Origin of the sequence: Methylobacterium sp. J-043 (genome assembly GCF_022829505.1) — a bacterium.
Lineage (GTDB): Bacteria > Pseudomonadota > Alphaproteobacteria > Rhizobiales > Beijerinckiaceae > Methylobacterium > Methylobacterium extorquens_A.
In genome coordinates this window covers 47,839-64,893 of sequence record NZ_JAKSYB010000040.1, presented here as the reverse complement: position 1 = coordinate 64,893, position 17,055 = coordinate 47,839, and the positions used below count along the sequence as shown (strand labels likewise).

The window sequence follows — 17,055 nt, the reverse complement described above, 5'->3', positions numbered from 1 at the left end:
CGATGGCCCGCCGCGCATCGATCGGGGCGTTCAGCCTGCCCTCGGCACAAGGATGCCTGTCGCCCTCGGCGCTGAGCGACCGGCTCTCCGGCTACGCGCGCGCCTCGGCGTTCCTCGCGGGCGCCGTGTTCACGTCGCTCATGGCCATGATGTGGCTCGCCTACCTCTGCGTCTGGCGGGCCGACGTGATCCCCTACGTTGCCGACGGTGGGGTATTCGGCTGCCAGGTCAGGACCGTGGCCGCTCCGAGTCCCGCCCCTCTGGAGCAACCCGGAAAGCCAGAGCCATGAAGTCGGCCGAGCGTATTTCCCGCGAGGTCGATGCTGGCCAGATGATGCTGCGGAACCAGTGGTACTGGATCCTGCTGCTGGCAATGTTCCTGTGCCTGTCGCTCGTCGTCAATCTGCTGCTGTTCTACAACGCGTTCTACCGCTACCCAATCAAGCAGTTCATCTGGACGTCGGACGCGCAGGCCGTCTGCGAGGCGATCCCGCTTACCGAGCCCAACATCAGTCAGGCACGGCTGAAGGAGTTCGCGGTCTCCGCGGCGGTCGAGCTGAACTCCTACGACTATGCCAACTGGCGCGCGCTCATCAACAACGCCCTGTCGCAAGCGTTCACACCTCAGGGCCGCGATCGTTACCGGGCGGCGCTGCAAGAGAGCGGCATCATCCAGAAGGTCGTTCTCGGCTACCAGACCGTCTCGGCCGTGACCACGGATCCGGCCAACATTGCCGAGGAAGGCAAGGCGGGCGGGCGGTACTACTGGCGGGTCGAAGTGCCCTTGCAGATCTTCTACCGCACCAACGTCGAGACCAAGGTCGAGCGGCGCGTACTGGAAATGACGATCGTGCGGATCGATCCCTCGCCGATCAACCCCAACGGCATCGCGATCGACTCGGTAATCTCGACGCAGCAGTTGACCAACCAGGTGGCGCCATGAAGCCCGTGAAGCGCGTGTGGGCCTCGGGCTGCCTGGTCGCGGCTGCATTCTGGGCGATCCCGGCCGCGCACGCGCAGGGAGCGGGTCAGTCGGCCGAGCCGGCCGCAGGGGCCGCTGTGCGGCGCCCGGCCGGCGTGCCGCCCTCGGGAGCGGTGGCCACGCAGGCGCCCCCGCCCGCGCCTCGTCCGCTGACGGCGGTCGAGCTCGAAGAGCTGCGCAAGCGCATGCTTGGAACCACGCAGGGCATGATCCTCAAGCCCGGCGAGATCCAGGACATCCGCCGCACGGTGCAGGAGGCGCAAGGCGCTGGGACCTTCCCGGGGCGCGACGGGCGCATGCCGCGGCCCGAGCCCCGGCTTCTCACGGTAACGCAGGAGATCAGCCGGGCCGCCCCGGAGACGCTGCACCTCGCCTACGGTGTGGTGAGCCCGATCACCTTCGTCGACGCCAAGGGGAATCCCTGGCCGATCGCCTCGGTCGCCTACGATCCGCGCCTGTTCGCGCAGGACGGGACCGGCTGCGGTCAGGATACGGCGATGGGTGCGACGCAGGTCGCGGCCGCGGCGGGCGCCGACCGGCCGACCTCGATCAATCTCATGCCCTGCCGGTTCGACACCTGGGGCAACATCCTGATCCGGCTGGAGAACGTCTCCTACCCGATCCCGCTGATGATCCTCTCCGGGTCGAGCGAAACGGTGGACATCCCGGTCACCGTGCGGGTTTCCGGCACCTCGCCGCTCGTGCCGGTCAAGGTGGCGTCCGCCCCCTCGGGGCCGGTCCGCAAGGGCGGGGGACGGCCTGCGGGTCCGGCCGCCGGCCCGCCCGGCACGACGGCGCTGCTGCACCTGTTCGGCGCCGGCACGCCCCCGGCCGGGGCGCAAGCGCTCGTCGCGAACGGGGCGCAGGCCTGGCTCTACCGTGATCGGATGTACGTGCGCGTTCAGGGGACGCTCGTGAGCCCGCAGCCGGTCGCAGCGGCCGACGCCGCGGCGGGGTTCCGCGTCTACGAGTTCCTGCGCCCGGCCTCGCGCCTCGTCGCCGAGCGCGGCGACGGTGCCGAGACCGCCATCAGCGTCGATTTCTAGGAGGTGGCCATGCTCGACATGAAAACGTCGGCCGCGCTCGGTGGCGTCGTCCTGGTGGTGGCGCTCGGCTCGGCCGCCTTCATCCTCTCCGACGCGCCGGGGATCGACCGGGGGGCCGGCGGCACCTCCGAGATCCGGGGCCAGACCCCGAACCCGGGGAACGACATGATGAAGCCGGTGGGCAAGGCCGAGGCCGACCGCCGTGCCGGCGTGAACCGGCAGGCGGCCGACGAGAAGGCCGGCGGCGGCAAGCCCTACGTCGCCCCGACGGTGATCGCCGAGAGCCGCGGCGCGCAGCTCGGCGAGATGCCCGACGCGAACTCGGAGCCGAAGCCGGCCGAGCCACCCCCGGCCGCGCCACCGCCTCAGATCGTCTACGTCGACCGCGACGTGTTCCACACCGTCTACAAGGATGCGCCGGTCCAGCCGACGGCCGATCCGGCGCAGGTCGCGGCGATCAACGATCAGCTCCAGGCGCTGCTGAAGCCGACCCCCGGCGGGTTCCTGGTGCGCTCGTTCGCCAAGGGCGAGCGACCCAAGCCCCCCGAGCCGCGGGCCGCTGCTGCACCGGTGGTGACCGGGCCGTTCGGGCCGGGCATCCGGCACGCGACCGTGGCGCGCGCCGGCGACGTCGCCTACGCGGTGCTCGACCGCGGCTTCAACTCGGACGATCCGGGCGCGCCGGTCTTTGCCACCATCGTCGACCTCGACGAACGCCAGCAGCCCGGTCCGCTCAACGGCATCCGGCTGATGGGGCAGATCGTCTACTCGCAGACGCAAGCCTCGATCCGATTCACCACCATGATCCTGCAGGACGGCCGCCAGGGGCCGATGCAGGCGCTGGCGATCACCGTCGATCAGGCCCGCTCCGGGGTGGCGGAGGACGTCGACAACCACGTGCTCGAGCGCTACGGCGGCCTCGTCGTCGCCGGCCTGCTCCAGGGCGTCGGCCAGATCGGCCAGCAGCTCACGCAGCTCAACACCCAGACGGTGGTCGGCAATGGCTTTGCCGTGCAATCGGGCCGCAACATCGACTGGCTGACCGCCGGCATGGGCGCAACCCTGCCGGTGGGACAGGCGATGACCTCGGCCGCATCGCGCTCCTTCAGCCGCCCGCCGACGATGTCCTCGCCGATCAATTTCCCGATCGGCATCGTCTTCCTGCAGCCGGTCGTGGTGCCGCTCGACGCCGCCCGCGTCACGGTCGGCGCCGGCACCGGCTACGGGTCCGATCCGGCCTACGGCACCGGCTACGGGTCCGATCCGGCCTACGGCGCCGGATACCGGCCCGAGACCCTGCCGGCCTCCTACGCGAGGCGGCCATGAACGGATCGAGGGGGATCGCCGACGTCCTGCGCGGCCTGATCGCGCTCATGCCGGTCCTGGCCTGGCTCGTGGTCGTGCTCGCCGCCGTCGCCGGCATCTTCCTGGCCGGCTACGCCCTGGTGCGGGTCTACCAGGCCAACGCCTCCGGCGACGGCACGGCGGGGAATTGGCTGATCGCCGCCATCCTCGGCAGCGCGATGACCTGCGTGACGCTCCTGATCGCGCAGTTCTCCCTCTACTTCGCCGCCTGATTGCGCAGCCTCGAGTTCGGAAATCGCGCGATGAACGACGGAAGCTGGCCCATCCTCGACAACCTGACCATTAACGCGGCGATGCTCCTCGACGATCATCCGTCGATGAGCCGGTGCGCCGTCGCCGTCATCCTTGCGACCGGTTGCTACGTCTGCCTCGTGGCGCCGGCCTGGTCGCGGGTCGTCTGCTCCGATCCCTCCTTGCGCCGGGTGCTGCATGTCGGCGGGTTGGGTGCGGGCGGGTGCCTCATCCTGACCGGCCTGTTCTACGACAGCCTGCTCAGGGGGCTCGACGGGGCGATCACGTCGCAGCCGCTGATATACGTCTACTATCCGGCCAGCATCATGCTGTCGTGCGCGGCGATCGTCTTTGCCGGGTTCCAGCTCTACTGCGCGCTCCACGTCCGGCAGGCCCCGCTGATGCGGGCGGTCATTCCCGGTCTTCTCGGCGCCTGGCTCTTTGCCCTCTCGGTGCCGGTCTACCAGTTCGCCGTGATCCTGGGGCTCCATCAATGAGGACGGCCGACAAGTTCTGCGATCTCGCGGGCTTCGATCCGGAGCGCGAGGAGGCGGTCGTCTACGCCCATGACGGCTCGCAGCTCACGCTGATCGAGATCGACGGCACGCGCTCGATCATCTCGGGCGAGGACTACCTCATCAACGTGGTCGAGCGCTTCGCCGGCGGGATCGCGCAGATCCTGAAGCGGCCCGGCCATCAGATCACGATCTCCTACGAGTCCTCGCTCAACACCGCGCGGATCCTCGACCCCTTCGTCGCGCAGCAGGGCCGGCGCTCCCGTCAGAAGGGCCTCTCGGTCGAGGCGCTGATCGAGGAAGGCCGCACCGTACTCGAGGGCCGGGCCCGGGCCGAGACGATCCTGCTCGCCGCCTGGACCCGGCCGACGGCCGGGACGCCCGACGACGTTCGCCGCGAGCAGAAGGAGAACCGCCGGGCCTGGCAGGCGCTGCCCCCGGCACGGGACGCCCAGAACCCGTACCTGCATCTCGGCTCGATCGCAGGTCCGCACGGCGCCTTCGTGCGCCGGATCATGGAGGCCCTGAGCGAGGCTCGCCTGCAAGGCCGGGTTCTTTCCCCCGACGACCAGGGGCGGCGGCGCGACCTGGAGCAGATCCGGGCGGCGGTGCTCTACCACGAGACCCCGGACGGCTGGACGCCCTACGGGCCGGGCACCCGGCGCTATCCGGGCGCCAAGGAGCGGCACGACGACGACGTCTCGGAGTTCTTCACGCCGACGGTCGCCCGGCAGATCATGACGTCGAACGCCGAGGCCGCCAACAACATGCGCGCCCTCGACATGGGCGGGCGCCGCTACGCGCTCGCCGTGATGCGGATGTTCCCCGCGAGCATCCTGCCGTTCAACCGGCTGCTCGAGACCCTGCTGGAGAGCGCGTCGAAGACGGCCGACATGCCGTTCCGGGTCTGCTTCCACATCGAGGGGCTCCGGGACGCCGATATCGGCTTCCGGCTCAAGAAGGTGATGGCGGGCCTTCTCGCCTTCGCGAGCCCGACCAACAAGAACCTGTTCCGGGCCCTGCGCGAGTTGGAGGACGTCGTCGACAAGGACGGCGAGGCCATCGTCAAGGGCCGGGTCATCGCCACGACCTGGACCGAGCCGGGCGAGGATCCGGGGCTGCTGGAGCGGCGCCGTTCCTACCTGATGAGCGGGATGATGACCTGGGGCGAGGCGGTGATGTCCGACGCGCCCCACAACCCGCTGCGCGCGCTCTGCGAGACCGTTCCGGGCATGACGGTCCAGGCGGAGGTGCCGCCGGGCTCGATCGCGCCGCTGGGTGATCTCGCCGCGATGCTGCCGTTCCACCGCACCGCGGGGGTGTTCAAGCAGGGTCAGAGCATGCTGCTGACGCCGGACGGCAAGCCGGTGCCCTACGAGGCGCTGTCGGCCGAGCAGTTGTTCTGGCTGACCCTGATTTACGCGACGCCCGGCTCGGGCAAGAGCGTGCTGATGAACCGGCTCAACGTCGAGTTCACGGCCTTCAGCGCCGGTGCCGCGCTGCCTTACCTCGCCGTGATCGACGTCGGCGTCAGCTCCAGCGGCTTCATCGAGCTGGTGCGCAACGCCCTGCCGCCCGAGCGGCGGCACGAGGCGTATTACGTGCGCCTGCTCAACACCGCCGAATACGCGGTCAACCCGTTCGATCTCGGCCTCGGCCGGCGCATGCCGCTGGAGCGCGAGCGCACCTTCATCGAGAACTTCCTGACGACGCTCCTCAACGTGGCGTCTTCCGAGGTGGCGCTGCTGATCCCGCGTTTGATCTCGCGGGTCTACCAGCTCAAGAGCGATCTCGAGTTCTCATCCTCGCCGTCGGTCTACCAGCCCAACGTCGATCCCGAGCTCGACCGCATCATCGCGCACTACGGGATCGAGGTGAGCGGTCGGACGCGCTGGTGGCGCCTCGTCGACGCGCTGATGGAGAAGCGCCTCTACACCCACGCGCAGCGCGCGCAGCGCCACGCGATGCCGGTGCTGGAGGATCTCGCCCGGGTGCTGGGCGAGCCGATCATGGCGCAGGACTTCACGCCCGAGCTGGTGCGCCAGGTCCAGCGCGCGCTGGAGAGCGCGATCGAGAAGTTCCCGATCTTCGCCCGCCCGACCCGGCTCGACCTCGGCGAGGCGCGGGTGGTGTCGATCGACCTTCAGGACGTGGCCCTGCGCCACAAGTCGCCGGAGGCCGAACGCAACAACGCGCTGATGTTCATGATCGCGCGGCACGTCTACCTGTCGAAGATCTCCGGCTTTGCCGAGGAAATCCCGAAGATGGATTTCCCGACGGACGAAGCGATCCGCGCGGAATACGTCCGGTACTGGGAGGCGCGCTACCATCAGGTGGCCGAGACGCCCAAGCGCCTGTGCATGGACGAGTACCACCTGACCGGCGGCGTCGAGACGATCGCCAAGCAGGTCAAGTCCGATGCCCGCGAGGGCCGCAAGTGGGGCCTGGAGCTGATCCTGGTCAGCCAGTTGCTCGCCGACTTCGACACGCTCGCCGACATGGCCTCGACGGTGCTCGTGCTCAACGCGGACTCGAACGAGATCCGCGAACAGGCGCGCAAGACCTTCGGCTTCGACAACGCGGTGAAGGCCGCGCTCGAGCGCCAGGTGCACGGGCCACAGGGCCGGCGGGGCGCTAACCTGCTCGCGCGGTTCAAGCTCCGCGAGGAGGAGCGCTGGATCGTGCTCAACAATTCGCTCGGGCCACGGATGCTGTGGGCCCTGACCACCAAGGCGGAGGACCGCCTGGTGCGAGACGAGCTGTACCGCCGCATGGCGGTCAACGAGGCGCTGCGCATCCTGGCGGCCCGCTTTCCCGATGGCACCGCCATCGAGACGTGGGGCCGGGTGGCCGCGTTGGCGCGGTTCGGTGAGGACCGGATCGCCAAGACGATCGTCGATCAAGTCCTGGGGGAACTCATGAGCGAAGCTCAGCCCCCGATCGGGCGATCCAGAACCGCTGCTTAAAGATGGAGGCTTTCATGAACTACAAGGATATCCAGTACCGGGTGCTTGCGAGCGCCACCATCCTGACCATGAGCGCGATGTCGGCTCTGGGTCAGTCCACCGGCGATCCTTCGGCGCCGCTGGATATCCTGAAGACGGCGCGGCAGAAGGCGCAGAGCTCGCAACTCAACGCGACGAGCATCGCGCAGGGCGGCAACAACGCCGGCATCGTGTTCACGATCCTGTTCGCGGTGGTCGGCATCGCGCTCGCCGGGATCTCGGGCGTGAAGCTCTACAAGTCGTCGCAGGATGACAACGCTCGCGAGGATGCCGGCCGGTCGCTGGTCGGGCTCGTCGTCGGCTCGGCCATCACTATCCTGGGCGTCATCATCGGGGTCGTGACCACGTACATGACCGGTAATGCCTGACCCGAACACCCGGCGCCGAGCGGCGGCTTCATGGCGAAGACGCCGCTCGTGACTTTAGGACCCAAATTGAACGCGCCGCGAGCCAGAGGTGCGGTGATTTAGTTTCAGCCATAGCTTGCAATCCGTGACTGCAAGCTGGGATCGACGTGGCGAAGCCAAGCATAGTCCGGGAAGAACAGACGGTTCGCCGCGAGCGCCATGGCGCCGAGTGCCGCGATGGCGTCGGCCAGGTCCTCGGTGCTGCCGAGCACGCCGTGAACGTGATCGAGCGCCTGCATATCCCGTCCGGCCTGGTCGGTCAGTGCGGCCAACAGGTGGCCGAGCAGCACCGACACGAGGCTGGCCGGGATCTCGGCCTCCGGACCTGCGGCGTGGCGATCGGCGGCCGTCCTGGCAGCCTTGAGGACGGCGTCACGGGCCTTGCGGTCCCTGAGCGGCGCTACTGCATCGACCGTCAGGAACAGCGCGGCCACCAGATGCCAGGGGATGTCATCGACGACCGTCTCGACCGCCCGAGCGTCGCGCAGGTCGCGCAAGGCCGCGAAAGGATTCGCCACCGGCGCGAGGGCCGGGTTGACTGGTTCGTCTTCCGCGACGGGGGGCTTCACCAGGCGGTCGGCCGGGACGAACTGCTTGCCGATCGCCTCGTGTCCGAAGCCATCGCGGGGTGCCTTGATGATGACCTCGATGTGCTCCCGGCTGCGCTTGCGCCAAGCGAGGTAGCCGAGGAGTGCGATGAGCAGGGACGCGACGAGTCCGAAGCCCACCGACGACTTGTAGATCGACACGAACGCGAACGGCTGCCCCGCCGGCATGGTGGTGAAGTAGCGGCCCCACCCCGTGAACCGCCACAGGGTGAGGGTCTCGGCCAACCGGATGCCGGCATAGATCTGCCCGAGGATCGGCGAAAGGCTCCACCAGACGAGGCCGAGCATGGCCAGCGTGGCCATGGCGAGCACGCCGACGCCGACGATCTTACCGGCACTCCCGGTCGCCGCCTGATTGCGATGCAGCGCGGTCATACCGAGCGTCCGAGCTGAGGCTCGTCCCGGCCGAGCGTATGCTGCTGGGCGAGTGCCGTCTGCAACCGGTCGTCCGCGACCACGGCCTTGAACAACGGCTTGAGCACGGCGCGGATCTCCTCCAGGTCCTGGTTGGGGGGCAGCAGGTTCCTGGCTTCCCCGGCACTGCCCTCGACCAGCAGGGCGGAGCCCTGGTGGCCGAACCGCTCGATCAGGCTCTGGTCGATCCGGCGTACCTCGGCGACCAGCCCCGGCTCGGCGGCGATCTCCCTCGGCGCACGGGTCTGCAAGGCCTCGGCCAGGGCCTCGCTCGGGCCGGGGATCTCGATCCGGTTGCGCACGGCATCCTCCGGTCCCTGACCGGCGAGCAGCAGGTAGGTCGCCGGGATCAGGACGCGCCCGGTGACCTGGGTGCGAACCGCTTCCTCGCGCGGCGCCGTGCGATCCAGGCGCTCGCCCTCGGCCAGAACGCGCACGTCGACGCGCTGGTTGTTCTCCGGCATGGCGTGGAAGGAGTGCAGCGGCACGGCCGAGATCTGGCGTGACTCGCGCACGAGGGCGTGGTGGTAGCTCGTCGCGACCACCTGCCCCCGGACCTGGGTCCCGGGCTCGGGCAGGACGATGCGCGGAGCGCCCATCAGGCGCGTCGCCTCGAACGCCTCGGCCGACAGGCGCCCGAGCAGCGGGTGGGCGCGCTGCTCCTCTGAATACCGCGCATTGCGGACCATCTCGGAGAACGGCCGGATCTGGCCGCGGGTGGCGAGCACCAGCGCGTCGCGGGTCTCACTCGGCACGCGGTTGATGAGGGCCTGGTCGAGGGGCTGATTGTGGTGCCGGGCGTACTGCTCCATGAACGCCAGCAGGGTGCGGGTGTTGCCCTCCCGGTAAGGGTGAGCCTGCCAGAGCGCCGCCATGGTCTGCGCGAAGCGGATCGCTGGCCGGCTCTCCTTGAGGTTCCCCGGCTCCTGCCGCTGGAGGCTGCCGAGGGCGGTCCTCATATGCTGCTCGATCGAGCCGGGCGGGCTGTAGGCGACGCTGCGGCCGTTGAGGACGATCTCCGGCTTCCACATCTCGATCGTGCGGGTCTCGCCCGCCCACGGGTAGATCTCGCCGAACAGCCGCTTATGGATCGCGGCGTAGTGCGCCAGGTCGAAGGTCCCGAGCACCGGCTCCTTCTGCAACTGCTTCAAGACGCGGAGTGAGACGAACATCTCGCGCTCGGCCAGGGCCTGCGGGTCGCGGATGTCGGCGGTGTTCCGCAGGACGTCGGTGCCGTCGTAGACATAGGGATCGGCACTCATGCCGTCTCTCCCCGGCCGAGGGCCCGGCGGGCGTCGAGCGCCGCGAACACCTCGTCCTGGGTGACGAGGCCGGCATCGGTCAGCATGGCACCGAGATGCACCCGCAGGCTGACCTCGTTGCCCGACCCGCGCATGATCGCGACCGCCTGCTCGTCCTCGGCGGTGGTCAGAGCGGACACGAAGGGGGCCAGCTCACGCTCGTCGACGCCCTCGGCGATGGCTTGAAGCAGGGTCACTGCCTCCTCACGCTGGGTCACGAGCGCCGGCAGGTCGGCTAAGCGCATGATGTCGTTCCTCTGAACCGCCCGGCCGCAACCGGCTTCGGGCAAGGCCTCTCGATCCGTCCTGAGACGGCCCAACTCTCGGATGTACTCTCTCCCCTACCCTTACCCATCGTCGCGCCGGCGCCAATACAATCACCGTGGCGTCCGCATTACAGCGACGGGCCGAGATCCTGTCCCCTGTCGAGATCCCGGCGCAGGTCCTCTGTCCGCTGCAGGTCCTGGGTCTGCTGCTGGAGCTGCGCGCGAAGGACGACCTCGTCCAGGGTGCCGTCCTCGACGTAGGAGGCGACGTAGCCGCCGCCGCTGAGGATCTGGCGCTCCTCGGACGTGAGCCACTGATCCGGGCCGAGGCCCTCGGACGGCGAATGCCCGATTGCGCCATTCGCGCCGAAACGCCGCCCGACGGCCTCGGCGAAGGCGAGCACCTCGGCCCGCAATTCGGGCGTCGAGACAGCTTCCACGACCGCGTCGTCGAGGGCCTTCGTAGCCGGCATGCGCCCGACCTTGGCGAGCGCGGCCGCCGCGATCGGGGACACGCCCGGCACCGCGATCAGCAGGCGCTTGCGGTACAGCATCTCCGCCGCGCGGCCCTTCTCGGCCGAAGCCTCGAACTGCGCCTTGAGCCCGCTGGCCACGTTCGAGACTCGCTCATACGCAGCCTCAGCATTCACCCGTTCTTCCTTCTCGGCCTTGGGGACGAACCAGCCCTTGCGCCCCCGCAGCCCCCCATGCTGATCGGGGTCGGACAGCAGCGCCCCGACCCGTTCGGAATAGACCTCCAATGGCTGGCGCAGCTCGGCGAAGATCGCCTTGTAGAGAGGGCCGGGGCTCTTGACCGCCACGCGCAAATCGGAGCGCAGCGCATCGAGCATCAGCTTCAGATGCGTCTTCGGATCGACGCGGTCGTAGAGGGCTTGCTTGATGCTCTTCTCGTCGAGAGGGACTGCGGCGAGGAACGGAGTGAGCGGTGCCGACGGACCCGGCGTCACGGCGGCCTCCGGCGCGGCCTTGACGGCGACGGCAGGACGCGCGGTAGCCAGAGCATTCCAGGCCACGGTGAGGCGGGCCACGAGCCCGTGCAGACTGCGCCAGCGCCCCTCGACCTTGGCGATCATGGAGCGCGCACGCCGCACCAGGGCAGGGGCGAGAACGGCATGCCCGTTGAGGCTGCGGCGTTCGGCGAACGCGCTGGCCAGCGCCCGCAGATCCTGCGGGCGCACCCGGTCGGCGATCTCGGTTTCAGCGCGTTCGAGCAGGGTCAGGGCGGCCTCGATCGCGGCCAGGGCCGGCGACACGGAGGCGCCGATGGCGGGCGTATCAGCCCCGGCATCAAGCTCGGCCGCGGAACCCGCTGTCACACTGGGCGGCGCCTCGGCTTCGAGCCGGTTCGCCAGCGCCGTGAACCCGGCCGCCATCCGGCCGGCATCGAGCAGCGGACGATCGCTCGCGCGATCCAGCACGGCCTCGCCGTCCATCGACTCCGGCGGCTGGGTGAGCGACACCGCCGCCTCACGGAACGCGGCCTCGTCGGCGAAGTCGAGGGTCGAGGCCTTCGAGCCGTCGCGCGAAAGCCGCCGCGCCAATCCGTCGAGAGCGGCGGCGTCGAGCACATCCGTCGACGGCGCAGGGCCGAGCTTGGCCCGGCGCCATTCGGGCACGAAGTCGGCGTGCGCGCCGTGCAGCGCCACCGCGTGCCGATGGCGGGTCATCGCGACGTAGCTGAGGTGTCGATCCATGCCGGGCGTTGCCAGAACATGCACCCGATCGAGGGTGGCGCCCTGGCTCTTATGGACGGTCGCAGCGTAGCCGTGGTCGAGGTTACGGTAGACCTCGGCCCGCACCTCGATCCGCTCGCCGTCGCCGGCTCCGTCCCGATCGAGCTTGACCACGAGCCGACCGCTCGATGCCGTCTCGACGGTGGCCAGCATACCGTTCTTCACGCCGAGCGACCGGTCGTTCTCAAGGAACAGAACCCGGTCGCCGGGGGCGAACATCCGCTCGCCGCGCGCCGTCATGAACCGGGCTTCGTCCGCCAGCAACCCGTCGGACTTGAGGGCCGAACGGGCCATGGCGTTGAGGGCGAGTACGTCGACGTTGGTCTGAGCCAGGATCAGCGTTTCGATCACCCGGCCGTCGGGCTTGCGGCCGAGGTAGTCCGGCTTCCAGGCCGCGATCAGGGCCTCGCGCGCACTCTCCCGATCGGGCGAGAACCGGACCATGCCGGCCTCGCGATAGGCCTTGAGGGCAACCCCCGCCTCGCCGCGGGCAAAGGCCACGCTCGCCTGCCGCATCCAGGGTTCGGCCTGACGCCAGATCTCGGACAACTCGGCGTAGCCGATCGTCTCCGTGATCGCGCGAAAGCCGGCGCCGGCCTCGATCGGCTGGAGCTGCATGGCGTCGCCGACCAGCACCAGCTTGGCGCCACGACGCTCCACCTCCTGGACGATCCGGGAGAGCTGCTCGGAGGCGACCATCCCAGCCTCGTCGAGCACGAAGACGTCGCCCCTGTTCAACAGGTCGCGGTCGTTCTTCCAGGCCAGCTCCCACGAGGCCAGCGTGCGGCCGGCGATCCCTGCGCTGCGCTCCAAGCCCTCGGCCGCCTTGCCGGCAAGAGCCCCACCGACGACGCGATGCCCGGCGCCGACCCACGCGCCGCGAGCGACGCCGAGCATGGTCGATTTGCCGGCGCCGGCAAAGCCGACCACGGCCGCAATCCGGTCCGGTGTCGTGACGTGACGAACCGCCTCGCGCTGCTCCTCCGACAGTTCCGGCCGGGCGGCGAAAGCCCGATCCAACGCTCGCTCGGGCACGCCATGGCTCCGATCGGCGTACAGCCGGCCGGTCGCGGCTTGCATCGCCACCTCGGCACCGAGGAGCGCCCGCGTGGTCCAGCGGGCCGGCGACACCACTCGCCCGCTCTCGGGATCGAACACCTCTTCGGCGACCGCGACGAGTTCGGGGGATTGGCCGAGCCTGAGACGGACCGCATCGAACGCAGCCGGATCGTCGATGTAGCGGAACACCGCCTTAGCGATGTCGCGCTCATCGAACACGGTCTTCTCGCGCATCAGGATCGGCAGCAGGGTCTCGGAATCGTCGATGATCGCCTGAGCGTTGCGGACGCGCTTCTGCTTCTCCGCCTCGACCCGGTCGGAGACCTTGCCGAGCGCAGCCATGTTCACGGCGTGGACGCCGATGTGCTCGGTGGGCTCGATGCGGATGCCCGCCTCGATGTGCGAACGGTGATCGATGCGCCGGTCGAGGCCTGCGGCCGCAAGGTGGAGGTTCGTCGTCTCGGCCCACGAGCGGCGCCATTCGACGAGGTGCTTCATCGGCCCGGCCAAGCGCTCGTAGCGGGGCTTGCCGTCGTCGCGGTAGAGGACGTTTCCGTCACGGTCTCGGGCGAATTCGAACTTGGCCGAGAACCCGTCCTCGGTCAGCTTTCTCAGCGGCACCATGACGTGGATGTGCGGGTTGCCCGGCACATCATGCAGGGCCCAATCGGCGACGAGGCCCTGGGCCGTGACCTCCGACTCGACCCAGTCGCGGGCGAGCGCGACGTTCTGCTCGAGCGTCAGTTCGATCGGCAGTGCGATGTTCATCTCCATCGCGAAGCCGGTGCCTTTCAAGCCCTCCTTCCGCTCGACGGCGTTCCAGAGGTAGGCCGAGGCGCCGTTCTCGCTGCGCCCGTCGATGGCGGTGCGAAACCAGGCCGGGACCTCGGCCGGAAGGCTCATTTCGGTGTGAGCGACGTTCTGCTTGCCTTCGTAAGAGATGACCTTGCCATCGCTTTCACGGGTCATGGTCGCTGCGCGCCGATAGGCGGCGGAGGCGACGGCGCTCTTGCCGGCGCCGCTGCTGATGACCTGAGCCGAGAGGTGATAGATGGCCATGCGAGGGTTCCGAGCTTGGCCATTAGCACGAGACAACGGGAAATAGCAATTTCCCCATAAGTGCGCCCCTTCGTAGAACTCAGGGGACTTTGCGGAGGCGCTGCGCGCCGTAACTCCGCATCGAAGAGGCCCCTTCGGGGCCGGTCAATCCGTCCGGCGCAGGCCGGTCAGCGCGCCGGGTTTTCGCGCCCTATACCGGGTCAGAGAAATCCATGGCTGAAGAGCATGAGAGCGATCCCACCCCATGGCCTCGACCGGCTTCGGGGGAGCGGTGACTCGCGTCGAGCTGGCGCCGGGAAGGGCGAGTTGGGCGGACGGCGAGAGCAGGCGTTCGGCTCGCCTGGTATCCCCCCTTGGCCTCGAAAAAGCGTGCCCAGCAGTGTGACGCCAGGATCACGGGTGACGCTCAATCCTCGGTTGATACCGACTGGACTACACGCAGCGTTTCCCGCCCTGCGTGCCGATGCTACCCATCGCCTCTCCAACGGAGAGGGAAGACTGCATCCATGGCTCGAAACAAGTCGCGCGAGGCGCTGGTCAAGGAACTCAAGGTCGTCGAAGCGAAGATCGCGGCCCACGACAAGGCCGAACGCGAGCGGATCGGCCAACTGGCGATCAAGGCCGGCATCGGATCGATCAGCATCTCGGATGAGGAGCTGACGCGCGAACTCCAAGCCATCGTCGCCCGATTTCGTGAGGCAAACCCGGAGGTGGCGGAGCCCAAGGCAAAGGGACGTCGAGGCGCGGGACAAGCTGAAGCGGGAGCTGATGACCAAGCGGCATGACGAGCGGAAGGCCGACGCCTATCGCAAGATCCAACTCGGGGGTCTCGTCATCAAAGCCGGCCTTGCCGACCTGCCGAGCAACGTCCTGCTCGGCCTCCTGATCGAGGGTCGTGAGCGCACGCGCGACCCTGACGTCGTCGAGCAATTCGCTCAGCGAGGGGACAAGGAGTTCAAGAAATGAAGTGGGTCTACGCCGGCATCACCGTCGCGATCGGGCTCGCGCTGTATCTCGGCATCAGCCTGTTTCTCACGCCGCTCGTCGGTGCGGCCTACGTCGTTGAGCCCGGGCATTCGATGATGCTCCAGGCCATGCGCGTGGCCGCGGTGGCGTTGCCCGCACTCGTCCTCTTCGCCGCCGCCGGCCTCACGCGGCCGGGGGATAGTGGGCGCGTCGTCGCCGCGTGCGCGTCCCTGTTCCTGATCGGCCTTTGCGCCTGGACGGTGCGCGAGGAGATCGCCCGGCTGACCGCTCAGAACCCCGGTGCCGATGCCCGCGCCCTGATGCGTCGGGCCGACATTCCGCTGTTCTGCGCCGTGATGTTCGCGGGCTTCGTCGCCTTCATCACACCGCTCGTATCTCTCGTGCGTGTGAAGAAGACGACGCGCGGATACAACAAGCCGATCCGCTCGAAATCCGCCGCTTACGGTGACGCCGAATGGGCAACGATGAAGCTCGCGGGCGAGCTATTTCCCGAGGACGGCGACCTGGTTCTCGGCGAGCGGTATCGTCCCGATCTCGACTCGAAGAGCACGTCACGCGTGTTCAAGCCGAACGATCCCAAGACGTGGGGCTCGGGGGGCAGGATGCCGATGATGGGCTTCAACTGCGATATCGGCTCGACTCACGGTCTCGTGTTCTCCGGATCGGGCGGCTTCAAGACCACCGGCACAGTGATCCCGATGCTTCTGTCGTGGCCCGGAAACGCGGTCGTGCTCGATCCATCGACCGAGTTGCATCCGATGCTATGCGACTATCGCCGCAACCTCCGCGGCAAGGGGGCCTCTCGACGCGTTCATTGCATCACGCCGAAGAACCCTATGAGCGGGTTCAACGTGCTCGACTGGATCGGTCGGGGTGAGAACTCCGCAGAGAACGATATCTCGGCCGTGGTCGGCTGGATCGCCACGGGGCCGGTCAAGCGCGACGATCCGAAGGACTTCTTCCGCAACTCGGCCTTGCAGCTCCTGCGCGGGGTCCTCGCCTACATCTGCCTCAACCGCTCGTTCAACGAAAAGCCGCGCACCCTGCGCACCCTGCGCGAGGTGATCTCCGAGCCGGAACCGGACTTCCTCGAGCGGCTCAGCAAGATCCTTCGGGCGGAGGATAACGGCTCGTTCGCCAAGCTGGCGCTGGGGCCGTTCAAGAGCATGACGCCACAGACGTTCTCGGGCGTCTACGCCACGGCGGCCGACCTGACCAACTGGCTGTCGTTCAAGGAATACGCCGCGATCGTGTCGGATGGAGAGTTCTCCAGCCTCGACCTGATCGACGACGATATCGATGTCTTCATCGCCATCGATCTCCAGACGTTGCAGAATTTTGCGGGCTTGGCACGGGTCATCATCGGTGGGCTGATGAACGCGCTCTATCACGCCAACGGCGAGATCAAGGACCGGGTCGCCTTCCTCCTCGACGAGGCGGCGCGGCTCGGCAACATGAGCCTGATCGAGGTCGCACGCGACGCCGGCCGGAAGTACGGCATCACGCTCGTGATGGTGTACCAATCGCTCGGTCAATTGCGACAGCACTGGGGGGGCGACAAGGATGCCGTGTCGGCCTGGTTCGAGTCGACGGCCTGGCAGAGCTTCTCCGCGATCACCGACATCGATACCGCCAAATGGCTGTCGGAGCGCTGCGGGTACTACACGCAGGAGATCATCTCCTACAGCCAGCAGGCCCGGTCCGGCGGCAAGGGCTCGGGCGGGGTCAGCCTGTCGGCCTCGACCAGCCTACAGAAGCGCGCCCTCATCATGCCCGACGAGATCATCACCATGCGGCGCGACGAGCAGATCCTGCTCGTCGGCGGCGTCGAGCCGATCCGGTGCGGACGGGCGATCTACTTCCGCCGTGCCGACATGAAGAAGCTGGTCGGCGCCAACCGCTTCCACACCCGCGAAGCGCAGGAGGCGATTGATGCCGAAAGCGATGAAATGGAGGATGCCAGGGAGGCGGCCTGACGGGCCGCTTGGCGCGGCGTCAGCGGCGGCGAAACCCGTCCGAAGGGACGGTTCGGCGGCCTCCCTGCGGGGGCCGCCGA

Annotated in this window: 15 protein-coding genes; 11 read left to right on the top strand and 4 right to left on the bottom strand. The window is 68.5% G+C overall.

Going from position 1 to position 17,055, the window contains the following annotated elements; genetic code table 11:
- The first annotated feature begins 2 nt into the window (after positions 1–2).
- The 8 genes from MKK50_RS08795 to MKK50_RS08760 are packed head-to-tail and all read left to right on the top strand — an operon-like array spanning position 3 to position 7,512.
- On the top strand, positions 3–290 hold the full coding sequence (locus tag MKK50_RS08795) for a hypothetical protein (protein WP_253374146.1): 288 nt from the start codon (positions 3–5) through the stop codon (positions 288–290).
- Positions 287–943, top strand: coding sequence for a DotI/IcmL family type IV secretion protein (locus tag MKK50_RS08790; protein WP_253374145.1), 657 nt, complete (start codon positions 287–289; stop codon positions 941–943). Before MKK50_RS08795 ends, MKK50_RS08790 begins: the two co-directional genes overlap by 4 nt.
- Positions 940–2,028 (top strand): DotH/IcmK family type IV secretion protein, encoded by a 1,089-nt coding sequence (locus tag MKK50_RS08785; RefSeq protein ID WP_253374144.1) that lies wholly within the window; start codon positions 940–942, stop codon positions 2,026–2,028. Before MKK50_RS08790 ends, MKK50_RS08785 begins: the two co-directional genes overlap by 4 nt.
- 9 nt (positions 2,029–2,037) lie before the next feature.
- Positions 2,038–3,354 carry a DotG/IcmE/VirB10 family type IV secretion system protein gene (locus MKK50_RS08780; RefSeq protein WP_253374143.1) on the top strand — a complete coding sequence of 439 codons (1,317 nt, stop codon included), beginning with the start codon at positions 2,038–2,040 and terminating at the stop codon, positions 3,352–3,354.
- Positions 3,351–3,605 carry a hypothetical protein gene (locus MKK50_RS08775; protein WP_253374142.1) on the top strand — a complete coding sequence of 85 codons (255 nt, stop codon included), beginning with the start codon at positions 3,351–3,353 and terminating at the stop codon, positions 3,603–3,605. Before MKK50_RS08780 ends, MKK50_RS08775 begins: the two co-directional genes overlap by 4 nt.
- A gap of 30 nt (positions 3,606–3,635) precedes the next feature.
- The gene (locus MKK50_RS08770) at positions 3,636–4,121 is read left to right on the top strand and encodes a hypothetical protein (RefSeq protein WP_253374141.1); all 486 of its coding nucleotides are present in this window, start codon (positions 3,636–3,638) and stop codon (positions 4,119–4,121) included.
- Positions 4,118–7,105 (top strand): putative type IV secretion/conjugal transfer ATPase, encoded by a 2,988-nt coding sequence (locus MKK50_RS08765; protein ID WP_499021753.1) that lies wholly within the window; start codon positions 4,118–4,120, stop codon positions 7,103–7,105. Before MKK50_RS08770 ends, MKK50_RS08765 begins: the two co-directional genes overlap by 4 nt.
- Before the next feature lie 14 nt (positions 7,106–7,119).
- A complete protein-coding gene (locus MKK50_RS08760) occupies positions 7,120–7,512 on the top strand; it encodes a hypothetical protein (RefSeq protein ID WP_253374139.1) in 393 nt (130 codons plus the stop codon).
- Between the two features lie 104 nt (positions 7,513–7,616).
- On the opposite strand, the gene MKK50_RS08755 is transcribed toward MKK50_RS08760, so the two are convergent.
- From MKK50_RS08755 to traA, 4 genes are all read right to left on the bottom strand, one after another.
- Positions 7,617–8,534: a hypothetical protein gene (locus tag MKK50_RS08755; protein ID WP_499021751.1), complete on the bottom strand. Its 918-nt coding sequence runs from the start codon at positions 8,532–8,534 to the stop codon at positions 7,617–7,619.
- Positions 8,531–9,835 (bottom strand): Fic/DOC family protein, encoded by a 1,305-nt coding sequence (locus MKK50_RS08750; RefSeq protein WP_499021749.1) that lies wholly within the window; start codon positions 9,833–9,835, stop codon positions 8,531–8,533. The genes MKK50_RS08755 and MKK50_RS08750 overlap by 4 nt, the downstream gene beginning before the upstream one ends.
- Positions 9,832–10,119, bottom strand: coding sequence for a hypothetical protein (locus MKK50_RS08745; RefSeq protein WP_253374136.1), 288 nt, complete (start codon positions 10,117–10,119; stop codon positions 9,832–9,834). Before MKK50_RS08745 ends, MKK50_RS08750 begins: the two co-directional genes overlap by 4 nt.
- A gap of 149 nt (positions 10,120–10,268) precedes the next feature.
- Positions 10,269–14,012 (bottom strand): Ti-type conjugative transfer relaxase TraA, encoded by a 3,744-nt coding sequence (traA, locus tag MKK50_RS08740; RefSeq protein WP_253374135.1) that lies wholly within the window; start codon positions 14,010–14,012, stop codon positions 10,269–10,271.
- A gap of 506 nt (positions 14,013–14,518) precedes the next feature.
- Here traA and MKK50_RS08735 point away from each other — a divergent pair.
- The 3 genes from MKK50_RS08735 to MKK50_RS08725 are packed head-to-tail and all read left to right on the top strand — an operon-like array spanning position 14,519 to position 16,975.
- Complete coding sequence (locus MKK50_RS08735) at positions 14,519–14,797, top strand: TraC family protein (protein ID WP_253374134.1); 279 nt, start codon at positions 14,519–14,521, stop codon at positions 14,795–14,797.
- The gene (locus MKK50_RS08730; RefSeq protein WP_253374133.1) at positions 14,781–14,978 is read left to right on the top strand and encodes a conjugal transfer protein TraD; all 198 of its coding nucleotides are present in this window, start codon (positions 14,781–14,783) and stop codon (positions 14,976–14,978) included. The genes MKK50_RS08735 and MKK50_RS08730 overlap by 17 nt, the downstream gene beginning before the upstream one ends.
- Positions 14,975–16,975, top strand: a complete 2,001-nt coding sequence (locus MKK50_RS08725) for a type IV secretory system conjugative DNA transfer family protein (protein WP_499021748.1) — start codon at positions 14,975–14,977, stop codon at positions 16,973–16,975. The genes MKK50_RS08730 and MKK50_RS08725 overlap by 4 nt, the downstream gene beginning before the upstream one ends.
- The last annotated feature ends 80 nt before the right edge of the window (positions 16,976–17,055 follow it).

Coding starts and splice junctions, on each gene's coding strand:
- MKK50_RS08790 (WP_253374145.1), top strand. CDS start 287: ATGAAGTCGGCCGAGCGTATTTCCCGCGAGGTCGATGCTGGCCAGATG.
- MKK50_RS08765 (WP_499021753.1), top strand. CDS start 4,118: ATGAGGACGGCCGACAAGTTCTGCGATCTCGCGGGCTTCGATCCGGAG.
- MKK50_RS08795 (WP_253374146.1), top strand. CDS start 3: ATGGCCCGCCGCGCATCGATCGGGGCGTTCAGCCTGCCCTCGGCACAA.
- MKK50_RS08760 (WP_253374139.1), top strand. CDS start 7,120: ATGAACTACAAGGATATCCAGTACCGGGTGCTTGCGAGCGCCACCATC.
- MKK50_RS08730 (WP_253374133.1), top strand. CDS start 14,781: ATGACCAAGCGGCATGACGAGCGGAAGGCCGACGCCTATCGCAAGATC.
- traA (WP_253374135.1), bottom strand. CDS start 14,012: ATGGCCATCTATCACCTCTCGGCTCAGGTCATCAGCAGCGGCGCCGGC.
- MKK50_RS08750 (WP_499021749.1), bottom strand. CDS start 9,835: ATGAGTGCCGATCCCTATGTCTACGACGGCACCGACGTCCTGCGGAAC.
- MKK50_RS08745 (WP_253374136.1), bottom strand. CDS start 10,119: ATGCGCTTAGCCGACCTGCCGGCGCTCGTGACCCAGCGTGAGGAGGCA.
- MKK50_RS08735 (WP_253374134.1), top strand. CDS start 14,519: ATGGCTCGAAACAAGTCGCGCGAGGCGCTGGTCAAGGAACTCAAGGTC.
- MKK50_RS08770 (WP_253374141.1), top strand. CDS start 3,636: ATGAACGACGGAAGCTGGCCCATCCTCGACAACCTGACCATTAACGCG.
- MKK50_RS08775 (WP_253374142.1), top strand. CDS start 3,351: ATGAACGGATCGAGGGGGATCGCCGACGTCCTGCGCGGCCTGATCGCG.
- MKK50_RS08755 (WP_499021751.1), bottom strand. CDS start 8,534: ATGACCGCGCTGCATCGCAATCAGGCGGCGACCGGGAGTGCCGGTAAG.
- MKK50_RS08780 (WP_253374143.1), top strand. CDS start 2,038: ATGCTCGACATGAAAACGTCGGCCGCGCTCGGTGGCGTCGTCCTGGTG.
- MKK50_RS08725 (WP_499021748.1), top strand. CDS start 14,975: ATGAAGTGGGTCTACGCCGGCATCACCGTCGCGATCGGGCTCGCGCTG.
- MKK50_RS08785 (WP_253374144.1), top strand. CDS start 940: ATGAAGCCCGTGAAGCGCGTGTGGGCCTCGGGCTGCCTGGTCGCGGCT.